Here is a 16315-nt window from a genome sequence, read left to right as displayed (position 1 = left end):
GGCCCTCAGAGGATCACGAAACCCAAGATGCCGATGGTGCGTTTGCCCTCGCAATTGGTATCGAGGGTATCGAAGTGGTTCTGCATCCTGCCGCCGTCATCGAAGCACCGGAACAACGGGGCAGTCCCCGCGACATGCACGGTGCTGATGTAGCCGATGAAGTGCGGGTTGTCGGCGGCGAAGCCTTCGCAACCCGGGTCGGTGGAGGTGAAGCGGTCCTCTGCAGTGTTCGAGGAGTAGTACTTGTAGACACGACCGCAGCTGTAGAGCGGGCGCGAATTCGGGAACGGGCCGTGCGCCACCTTGCCGAGTGGGCCTTCGTTGACGAAGTCGTAGTAGTGCGGCCCCGGCCCGGTGCGATGGTCGAGGGGTTCCTTGTGCCTGGCCCAACGGCGCAGCTCGAACACCTGGTTGCCGGTCGGCAACGCATACGTCCCCGGCACCGGGTCTTCGGCCGCCCGCACCGGCGCAGCGTTCGTGAGGGAAAAGGCCAGTGCCGCGATCGCGGCGAGGATGGTCAGTCGGGTCATGCGAATCCTTTCGGGGCGGCCCAGTGCCGCCCGTGCACGCTAGGAATCCCGCGCTGGACGCGATAGCCGCGCTGTCCCGATCAGGCGTGGAATTTTCCAGCAAGGCGCGTGCCAACCTCTTTGGTGCCGAAATTAAATTTCCGGCATTTCCTGAACGGCGGTCACGTCCGCTGCACCAGTGGGCACCGACAGTGAGAAACGTCCGCTAGCATTTAGCGAACTTTCGCCATTGACGGCAGGTTTCGCATGCAGCTTGGAAGCGCCTCGTTTGCGCCTGGGGTGTCGGTCCCCCCGCCGCGTGCGTCCATCGCGACGCCCGTGGTGGTGTTGCCGCGCGTCTCCGTCGCCTTGTGCGTCTACAACGGCGAACATTTCCTGCGCGAACAGCTCGACTCATTGCTGGCGCAGGAAGACGTCGATCTCGAAGTGGTGGCCGTCGACGATTGTTCGACCGACGGCTCGCTCGCGTTGCTGCGCGAGTACGCAGCGCGCGATGCACGCATTCGCGTGGTCGCGAACGAGCGCAACCTCGGGCACCTCGACAGCTTCGCCAAATGCATGGGCCTGTGTTCGCACGCGCTCATCGCGCCGTGCGACCAGGACGACGTGTGGCATCCGCGCAAGCTCGCCACGCTGGCGGCCGCGATCGGCGATGCGGACATGGCGTATTGCAACTCCGCTTACATCGATGGCGCGGGCGTGCCGATGGGGCGCAGCATCTCCGACGACCTGAAGACGATGCATTCGGGCCGCGACCCGTTCAAATACCTGTTCCAGAACACCGTGTCGGGGCATGCGCTGCTGGTGCGGCGCGAAGTATTCGACGAAGCGCTGCCCTTCCCCGAGTTGCTGTACCACGACTGGTGGATGGCGATCCGCGCGGCGGCGGGCAAGGGCGTGGTGTACGTCGACGAACCGCTCGTGCAGTTCCGCCGGCACGTGAGCGCGTTTTCGCCGTTGGGCAAGAAGAAGCTGCAGACGCGCAAGGAACGCAAGGCCGAGCGCAAGCAGAAGGCCGCCGAGTCCAAGGTGGTCAACAAGGTCGACTACTGGCCGGGCTCGCCGGACCGGAAGTGGACGGAAGAGCGCTTGTACCTGTTCCATGCCCTGGGTGCGACCGACTGGCGCGGCAGTGCACAGGCGCGTGCGTGGGAACGTGCGCTGCTTGCGTCGATCGATGGCGAGTACAAGGGGTTGTTCCGCGTCGCGTGGCACGAGCGTCGTTCGCTGCCGCCGTTCAAGGGCATGGCGTGGTTCAACGCGCTGCAGTTCTACAAGCGCGCGCGACGCAAGTTGCGGCGGGCGATGCACCAGGAGCCCGTGCCGGGCAGGCTCTTCCGCGCGTAACTAGCCCGTCCTGCCGAACACGCTGCGCGGCAACACCAGCTTGAACGCACGCTCCAGGCTCTTGCGACGCAGGCCCGGATGCTTCAGTCCGCGCCACAACGGTTCGAGCCATTCGCGGCGCGGCTTGTCGAGCACGGCTTCGCGCATGTCGGCTTCGATCGCGTACATGTCGGCGAGGTGCGCGCCCATGCGGCGCTTGTCTTCCGGAAGATCCGGGCGTGCGGCCAGGCACTTGCGCTGGTCCGCGGCGATCTCGCGATACATCGCCAGCACGCGCCGGTTGCGGCGTTCGTACGCGGCGTAATCCTTCCCGCTGCGATCGAACACCCAGTCGCCCAGGTTGCTGTCGTGCCGGCGATAGCCCAGCAGCGGTGCCTGCACGCAGAAGCAGCGGCCCGCGAGCACGGCGCGCAACGTCAGCATGTTGTCTTCGACGCGGCCTTCGAGCGGCGGGAAGTCGGTGAGCAGCGTGCGCCGGATCGCCATCGACGCCCCCAGCACCGCCGCGAGCTTCCCGCGACGCAACAGCCAGCGCTGGTCGATTTCGTACGGCGTGCCGCGTGCGTTGGGATCGATGACGTTGTTGGTCGCATCGATGTCGTCGACCTGCGAGCCGACGATCTGCGCGTCCGGGTGTTGCGCGAATTCCTGCAGCAACCGCTCGGTGCGGCGTGCGTACGCCACGTCGTCGCCGCCGATGCAGACGAGGATGTCGCCGGTGGCGAGCGACGCAAGCTCGGTGAGATGCGGGCACAGGCCGAGGTTGCGCGGCGTCTGCCGCACCGTGACGCGATGCGGGCCGGTATAGCCTTCGACGGCCTTCTGCGCTTCGACGAACGTGTTGTCCGGCGAACAGTCGTCGCTGACGATAATCTCGCACGGCACCGTCTGCGCCAGCGCCGATCGCACGGCGTCGCCGATCATCGACTCCATCTTGTAGGCGATGACCAGGACGGTGGCGGTGGGCGTTGCTCCCATCACTCGCTCAGCTGCTGCTCCATCTCGCGCACGCCCGACTGCTTCAGGCCTGCGCGGATCTGCGCTTCCACCGCCACGATCGCGGTCATGTTCACCACGCGGCGCGGCGTGCTGGCCGGCGTGAGCACGTGCGCGGGCTGGTCCACGCCCATCAGGATCGGGCCGATCGCCACGCCGTCCGTCATCATCCGCACCATGTTGTAGGTGATGCTGGCGGCGTCGAGGTTCGGCATCACGTAGAGGTTGGCGCGGCCCTTCAACGTGGTGTTGGGCATGATGCGCAGGCGCAGGTCTTCGTCCCACGCGGTGTCGGCCATCATTTCGCCGTCCACTTCCAGGCGCGGCACGCGGGCCTTCAGGATCTCGCGCACCTGGCGCATCTTGCGCGCGCTGGCGTCGTCGTGGCTGCCGAAGTTGGAATGCGACAGCAGGGCTACCTTCGGCTCGATGCCGAACAGCTTCAGGCGATACGTGGCCTGCAGCGTGCTCTCGGCGATCTGCTCGGCGGTGGGGTCCAGCTGCACGTGTGTATCGAGGAAGAACCACACGCCCTGCTCGTTGATCACGCCCGTCATCGCCGACGTGCTGGTCACGCCGGGATCCAGGCCGAACACGCTGCGGATGTACCCGAGCTTCTTGTGGAAGCGGCCGACAAGGCCGCTGATCATCGCGTCGGCTTCGCCGCGTTCCACCATCAGCGCGGCGATCAGCGTGGGGCGCGAACGCAGCAGGTTCTTCGCCGCCGCCGGCGTGACGCCGCGACGTTCGGTCAGCGCGTGGTACTGCTGCCAGTACTCGTTGAAGCGCGGATCGTCGTTGATATTGGTCAGTTCGAAATCCACGCCCGGGCGCATGCGCAGCCCGAGGCGCTTGATGCGCGTGTCGATGACGTCCGGGCGGCCGATCAGGATCGGCGAGGCCAGGCCTTCGTCGATCACCGTCTGCACGGCGCGCAGCACGGTCTCTTCTTCGCCTTCGGCGTACACCACGCGCTTCACGTCGGCGCGCGCGCGGTCGTACACCGGCTTCATCACCAGGCCGGTGCGATAGATGAACTGGCCGAGCTTTTCTTCGTACGCGGCGAAGTCCGCGATCGGGCGCGTCGCCATGCCCGATTCCATCGCGGCCTTCGCGACCGCGGGCGCCAGCATCACCAGCAAGCGCGGATCGAACGGACGCGGGATCAGGTATTCCGGGCCGAACGACGGAATCTCGCCGCCGTACGCCGCCGCAAGATCCGAGGCTTCACGGCGCGCGAGCGCAGCAATCGCGCGCACGCAGGCCAGCTTCATCGCTTCGTTGATTTCCGTCGCGCCCACGTCGAGCGCACCGCGGAAGATGTAGGGGAAGCACAACGCGTTGTTGACCTGGTTCGGATAGTCCGAGCGGCCCGTCGCGATGATGCAATCCGGCCGCACGCGCCTGGCGTCTTCCGGCAGGATCTCGGGATTGGGGTTGGCGAGGGCGAGGATGATCGGGCGATCGGCCATCGTCGCCACCATCTCGGGCTTGAGCACGCCGCCGGCGGACAGGCCCAGGAAGATGTCGGCGCCGTTGCAGATGTCGGCCAGCGTGCGCTTGTCGGTGTCGCGCGCGTAGCGCAGCTTGTCCGGGTCCATGTGGCCGCGGCCGGTGTACAGCACGCCTTCGCGGTCGAACGCCAGGATGTTTTCCGGCTTCATCCCCAGCGCCACCAGCATGTCGAGGCACGCGATGCCCGCCGCGCCCGCGCCGGACGTCGCCAGCTTCACGTCTTCGATCTTCTTGCCGACGATTTCCAGCGCGTTGTACACGGCGGCGCCGACGATGATCGCGGTGCCGTGCTGGTCGTCGTGGAAGACCGGGATGTTCATCCGCTCGCGCAGCTTGCGCTCGACGATGAAGCACTCCGGCGCCTTGATGTCTTCCAGGTTGATGCCGCCGAAGGTGGGTTCGAGCGAGGCGATGATCTCGACCAGCTTGTCGGGGTCGCGCTCGTCGATCTCGATGTCGAACACGTCGATGCCCGCGAACTTCTGGAACAGCACGCCCTTGCCTTCCATCACCGGCTTGCCCGCCAGCGGGCCGATGTCGCCCAGGCCGAGCACGGCGGTGCCGTTGGTGATCACGGCGACGAGGTTGCCGCGCGCGGTCATTTCGCTGGCGGCGTTCGGGTCGGCGACGATCGCTTCGCACGCGTAGGCCACGCCCGGCGAATAGGCCAGCGACAGGTCGCGCTGGGTCACCATCGGCTTGGTGGGGACGACCTTGATCTTGCCGCGCGGTTCGACGCGGTGGTAATCGAGCGCGGATTGCTTGAGGTCGTCGGTCATCGTGGGCGGTATCGCGGGCGGGGCCGTCGATTCTACCTACTAGAATCGACGGCATGCCCTCGCCTTCACCCCCTCGCGCCCTGCCCGCCCCCGGCCCGTGGGCCCTCGTGCTGCTGGCGCTGCTGGTGTCGCTCCCGCTGGCCCTGGCGCCCGGGTACTTCAGCCACGACGAACTGCAATGGGCCGCGCGCGCCGAATCGCTGCGGCACGTGCCGTGGTGGCCGGCGGCCGATCAGTTCCAGTTCCGTCCCCTCACTTTCAACCTGTGGATGGCCTTGTCGCGGGCCTTGTTCGCGCAGCCGCAGGCCTTCCACGCGGTGCTGGTGGCGTGGGGCGCGTTGAATGCGGGGCTGGTGTGCGCGGTCGGGCGGCGGTTCGGGATGACAGCGTGGGGCGCGGCGATCGGCGCGTTGCTGTTCGTGCTCAGTCCGTACGCGGTGTACGTGCATGGATGGGTGGGGACGATCGCGGACCTGATCTGGGTGTCCGCGGCGCTCGTGGTGGCGTGGTGCGCGTTGCGGATGACGGTGGCGTGGCAGATCGGCGTGCTGGCGTTCGTCGTGACGGCGATTGCGTTGCTCGGGAAGGAAGCGGCGGTGTCGATTCCGTTGCTTGCGTGCGTCGGCGTCGTGTTCGATCGCGCGCGGCGCGTGCGCTGGGGCGCGGTGGTCATCGGATCGGGCCTCGCCGCGACGGCCTTCGTCCTGTGGCGCTTGCCGGCGTTGCTGCATGCGCCGCGCGACGGCGTTGCGTACGTGCCCAGCCTGGCGAACGTGCCGATGCGCTGGATCGAATACCAACTGTTCACGCCGATCATCGGCCGCATGGAAGCGAGCACGGTGTTCCTCGATGGCGTGCTGCGGTGGCCGGTGCTGGTCGCGATCGTGGTGTGCATCGCGGTGTTCGCCGCGCTGTGGCGTGCGCGGCCCGTGCTGGCGTGGGTGTGGCTGGCGGCGGGCGTTGCGTCGCTGGCGCCGGTGTTGCTGCTGGGCCAGGCGTGGAATCACTACGCGTATGCGTACGCGATCGTGACGGCGCTGTGCCTCGCGACGGCGTGGCCGATGACGTCAGGCTGGCGGCGCTGTGCGCTGCTGGCGTTCGGCGTGCTGTCGGTGTTGCACGGCGGGTTCGTGATGTACCGCATGGTGTACGTCGCGAAGGTGCAGGCGGTGTTTTCGCCGGCGCTGGTGCGCGCGGTGGACGGGCACACGGCGGTGGATCCGTTGCGCCTGCGCGTGGGCGATGGCGCGAAGCCGTGGATCTTCGAGCGATTGACGCACGAAATCCCGGGCATCGGGACGCGCGTGGTGCTGGTCGAGACGGCGCCGGACTACGTGATCCAGCCCGACGGCACGCTCACTGCAGCTCGAACAAGCCTTCCGACGCAATGACCTGATCCAGGCGGATGCGGTTGGCGAACAACGAGAACGCCAGCATCCCCGCCAGGCCATTCGCGCGCGACACCCAGTGCGGCAGGTACTTCGGCGGCACCAGTGCGCCGCAATCGAACATCGGTTCGAAGCGCTGCACGTCCGCCAGCGTCATCTTCCCGGCGAACAACATCCGGCACAGCCGCAACTTGCGCTGGCGCAACGCCCAGCGGAAGAACGTGTGCACGCCGATCAGGCCGCGCACGTACACGGTGTCCTTCGTGAACGCGCAGCCGCCGTTGGTCGGCACGCCGCGAAACACGCGCTGCGCCGAGACGAAGCTTTCGTTCGGCGGCTGCCCCGCGTCCAGGAAGTAGCGGAACACCTCGACGAAGTCCGCGCCTTCCATCGCCTTCGCCACCGCTTCGATGCGCAGGCTGATGCGCTTCATGCGCTCGATGTCGATGCTGCCGGTGATCTGTTCGGCGAAGGTGGCCAGGCCTTCCTGCGTGGCGGTGGTGCGCGGCGACGACAGCGACAGGCTCTGCAGCTGCGGCTGCTCCTTGCCGTTGAGCGCCGTGAGCGAATGCACCATCGCTTCGTGTTCGATCAGCTGGTGCCTGTCGTAGTCGCTGAAGGCCGCGCCCGTGCGCAGGCGGATGCGATGCGCGCCGGCGGCGGCCTTCGCGATCAGCTCCGGATCCAGCACCACTTCGATCTCGCGCTTGTCGAAGAAATCATCCAGCGACGCCTGCAACTGCAACTGCAGCGCGGTGGCGGAAATCTGCACCTGTTCCGATGGCGCCAGCAGTTCCTTGTCGAGTTCGTTGGCGATCTCGATGAAGTGGTGCGCGGCTTCGCGCGTGGTCGGGCCACCGCCCGGCAGCGGCTCGTCCGGCCGGCCGAACAGGCGGATCGAATGCTTCATCACGTCGGGCGTGCCGAGCGACTCCAGCAACTCGCACGCGATCGCCCAGCTGCGTGCCGAATCGCACACGTAGTGGCCGAGCGGATGGTCGGCGTCGGCTTCCTTCTCCACCGCGGCCAGCTCGCGGCGCGCTTCGGTGAAGTCGTACTTCGGGTACTGGTGGTTGGGCAGCGTGTAGTCGCCCTTGGCGTAGCCGGCGAGGAAGTTCTGCTGCTCGCTCGCCGCCCAGCTGATCATGTTGAGCAGCTTGATGCTGCGCGCCACGCGCACCATGCGGGCATCGAGGGCCGCGTGATGGAGGATGTCGTCCGCGAGTTCGACCATGGCCTTCAGTGCTTCCCGTATTTCTCGTCGATCCGCTTGTAGAGCGCCTTGCCCTGCACGCGATCGTTGGCTTTCTGCGCCATCCGCGTGGCGAGCTGGTTGGCGGCGCCGGCGACTTCATCGCGCAGCTTCATGTAGTTGGCGAAGCGATGCGCGTCCAGCGTGCCCGCTTCGATGGCGGCGCGCACGGCGCAGCCGGGTTCCTTCGCATGCTTGCAGTCGCGGAAGCGGCACTGCTCCGCGATCGCTTCGATGTCGCTGAAATTCTCCGCCACGTCCTCTTCGCCCGTGGGCTTGAGTTCGCGCATGCCGGGCGTATCGATGAGGCATGCGCCGGTCGGCAGCGGGATCAGCGCCCGGTGCGTCGTGGTGTGGCGGCCGCGCGAATCGCTTTCGCGCACTTCGTTGGTCTTCATCTTCTCGATGCCGAGCAACGTGTTGGTGAGCGTGGACTTCCCGGCGCCGGACGAACCGACGAGCACGGCGCTCTGCCCTTCCTGCAACCACGCATGCAAGCCGGCGACGCTGTCGCGGTCCTTCGCGTTCACCGCGACCACGGGGACGTCCTGGCCGAGGTCGATGAGCGCGGAGCGCGCGGCTTCCACCGCGTTCGCATCGGCTTCGAGCGCCTTGTCCGCCTTGGTCAGCACGACCACCGGCGCCACGCCGCTGCCGCTGACGAGCACGAGGTAGCGTTCGATGCGGCGCGGATTGAAGTCCGCGTCCAGGCCGCACACCACGAACACCGTGTCGATGTTGGCCGCGATCAATTGCTGCTTGTAGTGCTCGCCCGCCGCACCGCGCTTGATGGCCGAGTAGCGCGGCAGCAGTGCGACGATCTTCTTCCCGTCCAGCAGCACCCAGTCGCCCACGGCCGCGCGGTCTTCGGGCGCGATGCCGCCCTTGCGATAGCTGGAGGCGCGCTGCCACTCGGGCGGGGACTCGGCGGCGAAGCCTTCGCCCGGGCCCTCGGCCACGATGTAGCCGGAGCGGTGCTGTTCGATCACGCGGCCGGGCCGGGTGCCGGGATGGGATGAAATCGTTTCCCGCCATGCGGGTGCATCGACCTCGCCGGCGAAAGGCCAGCCGATGGCGCGCAGGGGGGTCACTGGGTAGGGGCGATCGTCATTGCGACCGATTCTAGCCCTCTCCTTTCTCTTGTAGGCTTGCGTGCCCCCGTCGCTTGCAAGATTTCCGATGTCGATCCCCAGCCTCAAGACCCGTGAACGCCTGTCCGAAGTCCGCTACGAGATCCGCGGCGAACTCGCCCGCCGGGCCCGCGAACTGGAAGGCCAGGGCCGGTCGCTGATCAAGTTGAACATCGGTAACCCGGGCGCCTTCGGCTTCCGCGCGCCGGAACACCTGCAGCGCGCCATCGCCGACCACATCGCCAGCACCGATCCCTACACGCACCAGCAGGGCCTGCCCGCCGCGCGCGAGGCCATCGCCGAGTTCCATCGGAAACGCGGCACGCCCAATGCGTCGCCCGAACGGGTGTTCGTGGGCAACGGCGTGAGCGAACTCATCGACCTCAGCCTGCGCGCGCTGCTCAACCCGGGCGACGAAGTGCTGCTGCCCTCGCCCGACTACCCGCTGTGGTCGGCGGCCACCATCCTCAACGACGGGCGGCCGGTGTATTACCGCTGCCTGCCGGAAAACGGGTTCCTGCCCGATCCGGACGAGATCGCCTCGCTCGTGTCCCCGCGCACGCGCGCGATCGTGCTGATCAATCCGAACAACCCGACGGGCGCGACGTACCCGCGCGAATTGCTCGAACGCATCGTCGCCATCGCCGCCAAGCATCACCTGCTGCTGATGTCGGACGAGATCTACGATGAAATCCTCTACGACGACGCGCGCTTCGAACCGCTCGCGCCCATCGCCGGCGACCTGCCCTGCCTGTCGTTCGGCGGCCTGTCGAAGGTGCATCGCGCGTGTGGCTGGCGCGTGGGCTGGGCAGTGCTGAGCGGCGATCCGCTGGCCAGCGGCGATTTCCACCACGCGATGGATTTGCTGGGTGCGTTGCGCCTGTGCGCGAACGTGCCGGGGCAATTCGCGATCCACCAGGCGCTGCACGGCGAAGACACGATCCGGCCGCTCACGGCGCCGGGCGGCCGCTTGTACGAAACGCGGCGTGCGCTGATCGAAGCATGCGAAGCGAGCGAGAACCTGCAACTCGTCGAACCGAAGGGCGCGTTGTACGGCTTCCCGGCAGTGGTCGGCGATGCGGCGGTCGGGTTCGACGATCACGCTTTCGCCCTCGAGATGCTCGAACACGAAGACGTGCTGATCGTGCCGGGCTCGAGCTTCAACGTGCCGTTCCGCAATCATTTCCGCGTGACGTTGCTGCCGGAGGCGCCGGTGTTGCGCGAAGTGTTCGCGCGCATCGAGCGCGTCCTGTCGCGGCGGGCCGACGCGGCCTCCGCGCGCGAGACCGCGGTCGCATGAGCAAGAAGACGCCCGCGAAGACGCTTCCGCCGGGCTTGCGTTACCTCGCGCTCGGCGACAGCTACACCATCGGCGAAGGCGTGCCCGCCGCGGAACGCTGGCCGGTGCAACTGGCGACGACCTTGCGCGCGGAAGGCATCGCGCTGAAGGACCCGCGCATCATCGCGACGACCGGCTGGACGACGGACGAACTCGCGTCCGCGATCGACGCCGCCGAACCGCTCGGCCAGTGGGACCTCGTCTCGCTGCTGATCGGCGTGAACAACCAGTATCGCGGGCGCACGGTGGTCGGCTTCCGCAGCGAGTTCGGCGAATTGCTGGATCGCGCGATCGCCTTCGCGCGCGGCCGCGCCGATCGCGTGCTGGTGTTGAGCATCCCGGACTGGGGCGTCACGCCGTTCGCCATCCACGAAGCCGGCAACCGCGGCAACATCGCGGCGGAGATCGATGCGTTCAACCAGGCCAAGCGCGAGGTGTGCGAAGCGCGCGGCGTGGCGTTCGTCGACATCACGCAGGCCAGCCGCACGCGCGGCGGCGAGGCGGACCAGGTCGCGGAGGACGGGCTGCATCCGTCGGGCGCGATGTACACCACGTGGACGCAGCTCGCGTTGCCGGTCGCCCGCACGTTGATGGCGAAGTGACCGACGCCACCCTGCCGCCGGCCGACGCACTGCGCATCGCGCGGGCGTTCCTGCCGCCGCGCTGGTACGGCAATCGCTACCACTACTACTACAGCCGCGCGAAGTTGCGCAGCGATCCGCTGTATCCCGGCGTCGTGGAGGCGCTGCGTGGGTCGCGCGCGGCGGTGCTGGACCTCGGGTGCGGCATCGGGTTGCTGGCGCATGCGTTGCGCGCGGCGGGCGTCGAGGTCGCGTATCGCGGCGTGGACAACGACGCGCCGAAGATCGCGCAGGCGCGGCAGGCGGCGGCGCGTGCGGGGTTGCGCGACGTGGCGTTCGAAGTCATCGACCTGGCGGACGCCATGCCCGCGCATTCGGGCAGCGTCACGGTGCTCGACGTGTTGCAGTTCGTGCCGCCCGAGGCGCAGGACGCGATCCTCGATGCCGCGATCGCGCGCATCGCCGACGACGGCATCCTCGTGATCCGCACGGGCCTGGACGACGGCAGCACGCGCGCGCGCACCACGCGGCGCATCGATGCGTTCTCGCGCGTGATGGGGTGGATGAACACCGGGCCGAAGCGCTATCCGGATGCGGACGCGTTGCGCGCGCGTTTCGAAGCCGCGGGCCTGCGTTCGACGTTCACGCCGCTCTACGGCAACACGCCCTTCAACAACTGGCGCATCGTCGCCGCGCGCTAGCCGGGCAACACCGTGCGATAGCCGCGCGCCTGCAGGCGTTCGAGCACGGCGCGGAGCGATTCCACGTTGCGGCCGTGCTTCGCGCCTTCGTGCAGCAGGATGATCGCGCCGGGCGAGAGCTGGCGTTCGATGCGCGCCGCCACCACCGACGGATCCGACGCGAACGCGTCGAACGCGCGCGCACTCCACGCCACGCGCGTGAGGTGGTGGCGCTTCAATACCGGCGCGACGAACGGGTTCGCCATCCCCACCACCGCGCGGAACCACGTGGGCGCGATGCCGGTGAGTTCGTGCAGCGTGGCTTGCGTGCGTTCGATTTCGTCGCGCATGCGGTGCGGCGGCAGCGCCCAGAACCAGGCCTGCGGATGCGTGGCGCTGTGGTTGCCGAAGCCGTGGCCGCGGCGCGCGATCTCGTGCACCAGCTCGGGCCGCGCGCGGGCGCGGTCGCCGACCAGGAAGAAGGTGGCCTTCGCGTCGTGCGCGTCGAGCAGGTCGAGGATCGCCCGCGTGTCGTCGGACGGGCCGTCGTCGATCGTGAGCCAGGCGACCTGCGCCTCGACCGGCAGGCGCCGCAGCACGGGGCTGAACAGCGCGGAGTCCGGCACAAGGGTGGCCCACCAGAAGGGCGCGTGCGACAGGAAAATCGCGGGCAGGCCGACCTGCCAGCCGAACCGCACCCAGAGCGCGACCACCAGCGCCTGCGAGAGCAGGAAGAACCCGATCCAGGCGTTGGGGTGGCGCGGGACGCGGTGGATCGCTTCGGGATGCATGCGGCGATGATCCTTCATTCGTTGCATTTTTGCGGGACCGGGGACCGGGGACCAGAGACCAGGGGAAAGCAAACGCTTCAGGCTCTTCCCTGGTCCCCGGTCCCTGGTCCCCTGTCCCGCCCCGACGACAGGACTAGAATTGCGCCCTCCCCGCCTCCCCCGGCCACCTGCCATGTCCCTCGACCCCACCCTCCGCACCCGCATCGACACCCTGTTGTCGGACAACCGCGTCGTCCTGTTCATGAAGGGCCACCCGGGCGCGCCGCAATGCGGCTTCTCCGCGAAGGCCGCGGGCGCGCTGAATTCGCTCGGCGTGCACTACGCGCACGTCGACGTGCTGGCCGATCCGGAAATCCGCGAAGGCATCAAGGCCTACGGCGACTGGCCGACGATCCCCCAGCTGTACATCGGCGGCGAACTGGTTGGCGGCAGCGACATCATCGAGCAGATGGCGAACTCCGGCGAACTGCACGGCGCGCTCGGCCTGCCGCCGCCGGACCGCACGCCGCCGGCCATCGAAATCACCCCGGCCGCCGTGCAGATGCTGCGCAAGGCCGTGACCGATGCGGGCGGCGACGTCGTCGTGCGCGTCGACATCGATCCGCAGTTCCGCACGCGCCTGCACCTCGCGCAGCCGGATGCGAATGCCGTGACGGCGGAAGCGGAAGGCATCCGCGTGCAGTTCGACCTCGCCGGCGCGCGTCGCGCCGAAGGCCTGCGCATCGACTGGGCCGACGACACGCGCGGCCGCGGCCTGGTCATCGAGAATCCGAATGCACCGCAACCGGTGAAGGGCATGACGCCGGCGGAAGCGATCGAACGCCTGAAGGCCGGCACGTTGAAGCTGGTGGACGTGCGTCCCGCCGAAGAACGCGCGATTGCCTCCGTGCCGCAGCAGGTGCTGACGTTCGACAACGGCCTGGAAGCGATCGAAGCGTTGCCGAAGGACACCGCGCTCGCGTTCCTGTGCCACCACGGCGGCCGCAGCACGCAGGCCGCGGAACATTTCCGCCAGCTCGGTTTCCGGCAGGTCTACAACGTCACCGGCGGCATCGACGCGTGGGCCAACGTGGACAGCGCCATCGCGCGGTACTGATCGCTTCGGAGGCCCCATGTGCCGGAACATCAAGACCCTCTACAACTTCGACCCGCCCGCCACGCACGATGAGATCCGTGCGTCGGCGTTGCAGTTCGTCCGCAAGTTGAGCGGCTTCAACACGCCGTCGAAGGCCAACGAGGCCGCGTTCGAACTGGCGGTGCAACAAGTGAGCGACGCCGCGCGCACGCTCATCGATTCGCTCACCACCATCAGCCCGCCGAAGAATCGCGAAACCGAACGCAGCAAGGCCGCCCTCGTGTCGGCGAAGCGCTTCGGTCGGCCGGCTTGATCCCGGCGCGTCGCGCTTGCAGCGCTGGTGAAAAAAACGCCACCGAGAAATTTTCCCGGTCACGCGGCGTTCGTCCGATCCCCCACGCAATCTATATTCCGGTCGCCGCCTGAAACCTCAGCCGGCGTGATCCCAAGGGGGGAGTTGAATGAAGATTTTCAGCCGGCTGATGCTGGCAGTTGTCCTGTGCGCGGCGTTTGGCCTGACCGGTTGCGCGACGGTCACGCGCGGATCCACGCAAGCCTTCACCGTCGACAGCGTGCCGCTGGGCGCGACGGTGTCGATGTCCAATGGCGAACGCTGCACGACGCCGTGCACGCTGAAGCTCAAGCGCAAGCATCCGGTGTCGGTGGAAGTGTGCAAGGCAGGCTTCTCCGCGGTGAACACCACCGTGCAGAGCCAGATGTCGGGCGCCGGTGGCACGGCCCTGGCCGGCAACGTGCTCATCGGCGGCCTGATCGGCGCCGGCGTCGATGCCGCCACCGGCGCCACCAAGGACCTGCGTCCGAATCCGCTGATGCTGACGCTCGTGGCGGATGCGCCGGGATGCATCGCACCCAGCTTCCCGGCGGTGCCCGAAGGCGGCCAGACGCCCGAGGAATACGCGAAGGGCAGGAAGGGCAAGAAGGCTGTCGCGGTGCCTGCCGCCGTCGCCGGAACCTGATGGCATCGTGCCGCCGCACTCGCCTGCGGCGGCACGCTACTTCCTGAGTTGTCGATCCGATGCACGCACGAGATCGACGAGGCAGATCACGACACCCTTGAACGCGCCCACCCAGTACACCCACGGCGCATCGAACGCGACCGACAACCCTTTCGCCACCGCGATGAGCCCGAGGCCCAGCACCAGGGCGGGCCGGATGCGCAGCTTCACTTCGTGAACGTGACTTCGAAGGACACGTGGAAGGGCGCGCGCGGCGGGACGTAGAACACCTGGCGCGACAGCTTGTCTTCCATGCATTGCGCGAGCTTGGTGTCCGCGTCGCGCCAATGGTTGACGGGCTTGCCCTTGGCGTCGAGTTCGACGACGACGGTGAAACCCTTGATCGGTTCGTCGGTCTTGCAGGCCTGCGTGGCGCGTTCGAGCACGCCCGATTGCGCGGTGCGCAGCGTGTCCAGGCCGAGCTTCGGGAGGGAGGCTTCGTCCTGGTCGGCCATCGCCTTGGCGGTGGCGTAGTCGGCTTGCGGTGCGGCGGGAACGGGGACGGTGGTGGCCGTGGCGGCGAGGAACAGGAGCGTGGTGAGCATGGTGTTTTCCAGGAAAGGTCAGAAACCGCCGCCGTCGTCCAGGTACTTCAGCTCCGCCGCCGTGCTCGACCGCCCCAGCGCATGGTTCCGGTGCGGGAAGCGCCCGAAGCGGCGGATCACTTCGTAATGCTTCTTCGCCCACATGTCGCCATTGGGGGCGGGCAGCGCGCCGTGCAGCTGCAGCGAGTACTCCTGGTCGTCCAGGTCTTCGCTGTGTTCGAACGGCAGGTAGAAGAACAGGCGCATGTCGGCGTCCGTCTGCATGTCGTAGCCGGCGTGGATCGCCTGGCGCGCGAAGTCGCGCGCCAGCGGATCGGTGGCATAGCAATGCGCGGTGCCGCGGAAGATGTTGCGCGGCACCTGGTCGAGCAGGATCTGCAGCGCGAGCGCGCCTTCGGCGTTGTCCATCCACGAATCCAGCGCGCGCAACGCGGCGGCGAAATGCGCGTCGTACATCTTCGCTTCGCACTCGCGGTCGAACGCGGCGCCGCCGCCGAACCATTTCTTCGGGCCGGCATCGCGCCAGAAGTCGACGATGTCGTGTGCACCAAGCATGGGCGTGTCTACTCGTCGAAGCGGAGGTGGCGCACGGACTTGCCGTGGCGGCGGATGAGGCGCAACGCTTCGATGCCGATCTGGATGTGGCGTTCGACGAACTCGCCGCTCACCTTCGCATCCGACGCTTCGGTCTTCACGCCTTCCGGGATCATCGGCTGGTCGCTCACCAGCAGCAACGCGCCCACGGGAATGCGGTTGGCGAAGCCGGCGGCGAACACCGTGGCGGTTTCCATGTCGATCGCCATGCAGCGCATCGCGCGCAGGCGTTCCTTGAAGGCTTCGTCGTGCTCCCAGACGCGGCGGTTGGTGGTGTAGACCGTGCCGGTCCAGTAGTCGTGGCCGAGGTCGCGGATCATCGTGGACACCGCGCGCTGCAGGGCGAACGCGGGCAACGCCGGGACTTCGGGCAGCAGGTAATCGTTGGACGTACCCTCGCCGCGGATCGCCGCGATCGGCAACACGAGATCGCCGAGCTGGTTCTTGCGCTTGAGCCCGCCGCACTTGCCGAGGAAGAGCACCGACTTCGGCATGATCGCCGACAGCAGGTCCATCATCGTCGCGGCGTTGGGGCTGCCCATGCCGAAGTTGATCATCGTGATGCCGTCGGCCGTGGCGCTGGGCATCGGGCGGTCCAGGCCGACGATCTGCGCACCCGTCAGGCGCGCGAAATGGCCGAGGTAGCCACCGAAGTTGGTGAGCAGCACGTGGTCGCCGAAGCCGTCCAGCGGCACGCCCGTGTAGCGCGGCAGCCAGTTGTCGACGATCTGGGTCTTTTCCTTCATGCGCCGCATTC

The 16315-nt window shown here is 67.7% G+C and carries 18 protein-coding genes; 8 read left to right on the top strand and 10 right to left on the bottom strand.

What is annotated here, in order from left to right; all coding sequences use genetic code 11:
- Positions 1-5: 5 nt before the first annotated feature.
- Entirely contained in the window at positions 6-530 is a 525-nt protein-coding gene (locus tag LYSCAS_RS07515; RefSeq protein ID WP_213437245.1) for a hypothetical protein, read from the bottom strand.
- Between the two features lie 279 nt (positions 531-809).
- Between LYSCAS_RS07515 and LYSCAS_RS07510 the strand changes: the two genes are divergently transcribed.
- The gene (locus LYSCAS_RS07510; protein ID WP_213437243.1) at positions 810-1877 is read left to right on the top strand and encodes a glycosyltransferase; all 1068 of its coding nucleotides are present in this window, start codon (positions 810-812) and stop codon (positions 1875-1877) included.
- Here the strand turns inward: LYSCAS_RS07510 and LYSCAS_RS07505 are convergent, their stop codons facing one another.
- Both LYSCAS_RS07505 and LYSCAS_RS07500 read right to left on the bottom strand, forming a co-directional pair.
- Entirely contained in the window at positions 1878-2855 is a 978-nt protein-coding gene (locus LYSCAS_RS07505) for a glycosyltransferase (protein ID WP_213437241.1), read from the bottom strand. It abuts the gene before it with no gap.
- Positions 2855-5167 carry an NADP-dependent malic enzyme gene (locus LYSCAS_RS07500; RefSeq protein ID WP_213437239.1) on the bottom strand — a complete coding sequence of 771 codons (2313 nt, stop codon included), beginning with the start codon at positions 5165-5167 and terminating at the stop codon, positions 2855-2857. The genes LYSCAS_RS07505 and LYSCAS_RS07500 overlap by 1 nt, the downstream gene beginning before the upstream one ends.
- A 53-nt stretch (positions 5168-5220) precedes the next feature.
- On the opposite strand from LYSCAS_RS07500, the gene LYSCAS_RS07495 reads away from it, so the two are divergent.
- Complete coding sequence (locus LYSCAS_RS07495) at positions 5221-6558, top strand: hypothetical protein (RefSeq protein ID WP_213437237.1); 1338 nt, start codon at positions 5221-5223, stop codon at positions 6556-6558.
- On the opposite strand, the gene LYSCAS_RS07490 is transcribed toward LYSCAS_RS07495, so the two are convergent.
- Positions 6524-7789 carry a flavohemoglobin expression-modulating QEGLA motif protein gene (locus LYSCAS_RS07490; RefSeq protein ID WP_213437235.1) on the bottom strand — a complete coding sequence of 422 codons (1266 nt, stop codon included), beginning with the start codon at positions 7787-7789 and terminating at the stop codon, positions 6524-6526. The genes LYSCAS_RS07495 and LYSCAS_RS07490 overlap by 35 nt on opposite strands.
- A 5-nt stretch (positions 7790-7794) precedes the next feature.
- Positions 7795-8898 (bottom strand): ribosome small subunit-dependent GTPase A, encoded by a 1104-nt coding sequence (gene rsgA, locus LYSCAS_RS07485; protein ID WP_244858704.1) that lies wholly within the window; start codon positions 8896-8898, stop codon positions 7795-7797.
- An 88-nt stretch (positions 8899-8986) separates the two neighbouring features.
- On the opposite strand from rsgA, the gene LYSCAS_RS07480 reads away from it, so the two are divergent.
- The 3 genes from LYSCAS_RS07480 to LYSCAS_RS07470 are packed head-to-tail and all read left to right on the top strand — an operon-like array spanning position 8987 to position 11558.
- Positions 8987-10237 carry an aminotransferase class I/II-fold pyridoxal phosphate-dependent enzyme gene (locus LYSCAS_RS07480; protein WP_213437233.1) on the top strand — a complete coding sequence of 417 codons (1251 nt, stop codon included), beginning with the start codon at positions 8987-8989 and terminating at the stop codon, positions 10235-10237.
- Positions 10234-10878, top strand: coding sequence for an SGNH/GDSL hydrolase family protein (locus LYSCAS_RS07475; protein WP_213437231.1), 645 nt, complete (start codon positions 10234-10236; stop codon positions 10876-10878). Before LYSCAS_RS07480 ends, LYSCAS_RS07475 begins: the two co-directional genes overlap by 4 nt.
- An 11-nt stretch (positions 10879-10889) precedes the next feature.
- Positions 10890-11558: a class I SAM-dependent methyltransferase gene (locus LYSCAS_RS07470; RefSeq protein ID WP_213437698.1), complete on the top strand. Its 669-nt coding sequence runs from the start codon at positions 10890-10892 to the stop codon at positions 11556-11558.
- Here LYSCAS_RS07470 and LYSCAS_RS07465 read toward each other — a convergent pair.
- A complete protein-coding gene (locus tag LYSCAS_RS07465; protein ID WP_213437229.1) occupies positions 11555-12346 on the bottom strand; it encodes a polysaccharide deacetylase family protein in 792 nt (263 codons plus the stop codon). The two genes, LYSCAS_RS07470 and LYSCAS_RS07465, sit on opposite strands and share 4 nt — an antisense overlap.
- A gap of 154 nt (positions 12347-12500) precedes the next feature.
- On the opposite strand from LYSCAS_RS07465, the gene grxD reads away from it, so the two are divergent.
- The 3 genes from grxD (at position 12501) to LYSCAS_RS07450 (ending at position 14380) form a co-directional block, all read left to right on the top strand.
- Complete coding sequence (grxD, locus tag LYSCAS_RS07460) at positions 12501-13424, top strand: Grx4 family monothiol glutaredoxin (protein WP_213437227.1); 924 nt, start codon at positions 12501-12503, stop codon at positions 13422-13424.
- Positions 13425-13440: 16 nt separating this feature from the next.
- A complete protein-coding gene (locus LYSCAS_RS07455; protein ID WP_213437225.1) occupies positions 13441-13716 on the top strand; it encodes a DUF2277 domain-containing protein in 276 nt (91 codons plus the stop codon).
- A 148-nt stretch (positions 13717-13864) separates the two neighbouring features.
- A complete protein-coding gene (locus tag LYSCAS_RS07450) occupies positions 13865-14380 on the top strand; it encodes a PEGA domain-containing protein (RefSeq protein ID WP_213437223.1) in 516 nt (171 codons plus the stop codon).
- 36 nt (positions 14381-14416) lie between these two features.
- On the opposite strand, the gene LYSCAS_RS07445 is transcribed toward LYSCAS_RS07450, so the two are convergent.
- From LYSCAS_RS07445 to LYSCAS_RS07430, 4 genes are read right to left on the bottom strand one after another with little or no spacing between them, the layout of a single operon-like run.
- Positions 14417-14590, bottom strand: coding sequence for a hypothetical protein (locus tag LYSCAS_RS07445; RefSeq protein ID WP_213437221.1), 174 nt, complete (start codon positions 14588-14590; stop codon positions 14417-14419).
- A complete protein-coding gene (locus tag LYSCAS_RS07440; RefSeq protein WP_213437219.1) occupies positions 14587-14964 on the bottom strand; it encodes a hypothetical protein in 378 nt (125 codons plus the stop codon). Before LYSCAS_RS07440 ends, LYSCAS_RS07445 begins: the two co-directional genes overlap by 4 nt.
- Positions 14965-14982: 18 nt before the next feature.
- Positions 14983-15519, bottom strand: a complete 537-nt coding sequence (locus tag LYSCAS_RS07435; protein ID WP_213437217.1) for a DUF924 family protein — start codon at positions 15517-15519, stop codon at positions 14983-14985.
- An 8-nt stretch (positions 15520-15527) separates the two neighbouring features.
- Positions 15528-16304 carry an AMP nucleosidase gene (locus LYSCAS_RS07430; protein WP_213437215.1) on the bottom strand — a complete coding sequence of 259 codons (777 nt, stop codon included), beginning with the start codon at positions 16302-16304 and terminating at the stop codon, positions 15528-15530.
- Positions 16305-16315: the final 11 nt, after the last annotated feature.

It is taken from the genome of Noviluteimonas caseinilytica, from assembly GCF_018406605.1.
GTDB lineage: Bacteria > Pseudomonadota > Gammaproteobacteria > Xanthomonadales > Xanthomonadaceae > Noviluteimonas > Noviluteimonas caseinilytica.
Note: the sequence above shows the minus strand (reverse complement) of the source record. Positions and strands in the feature narration are given on the sequence as shown.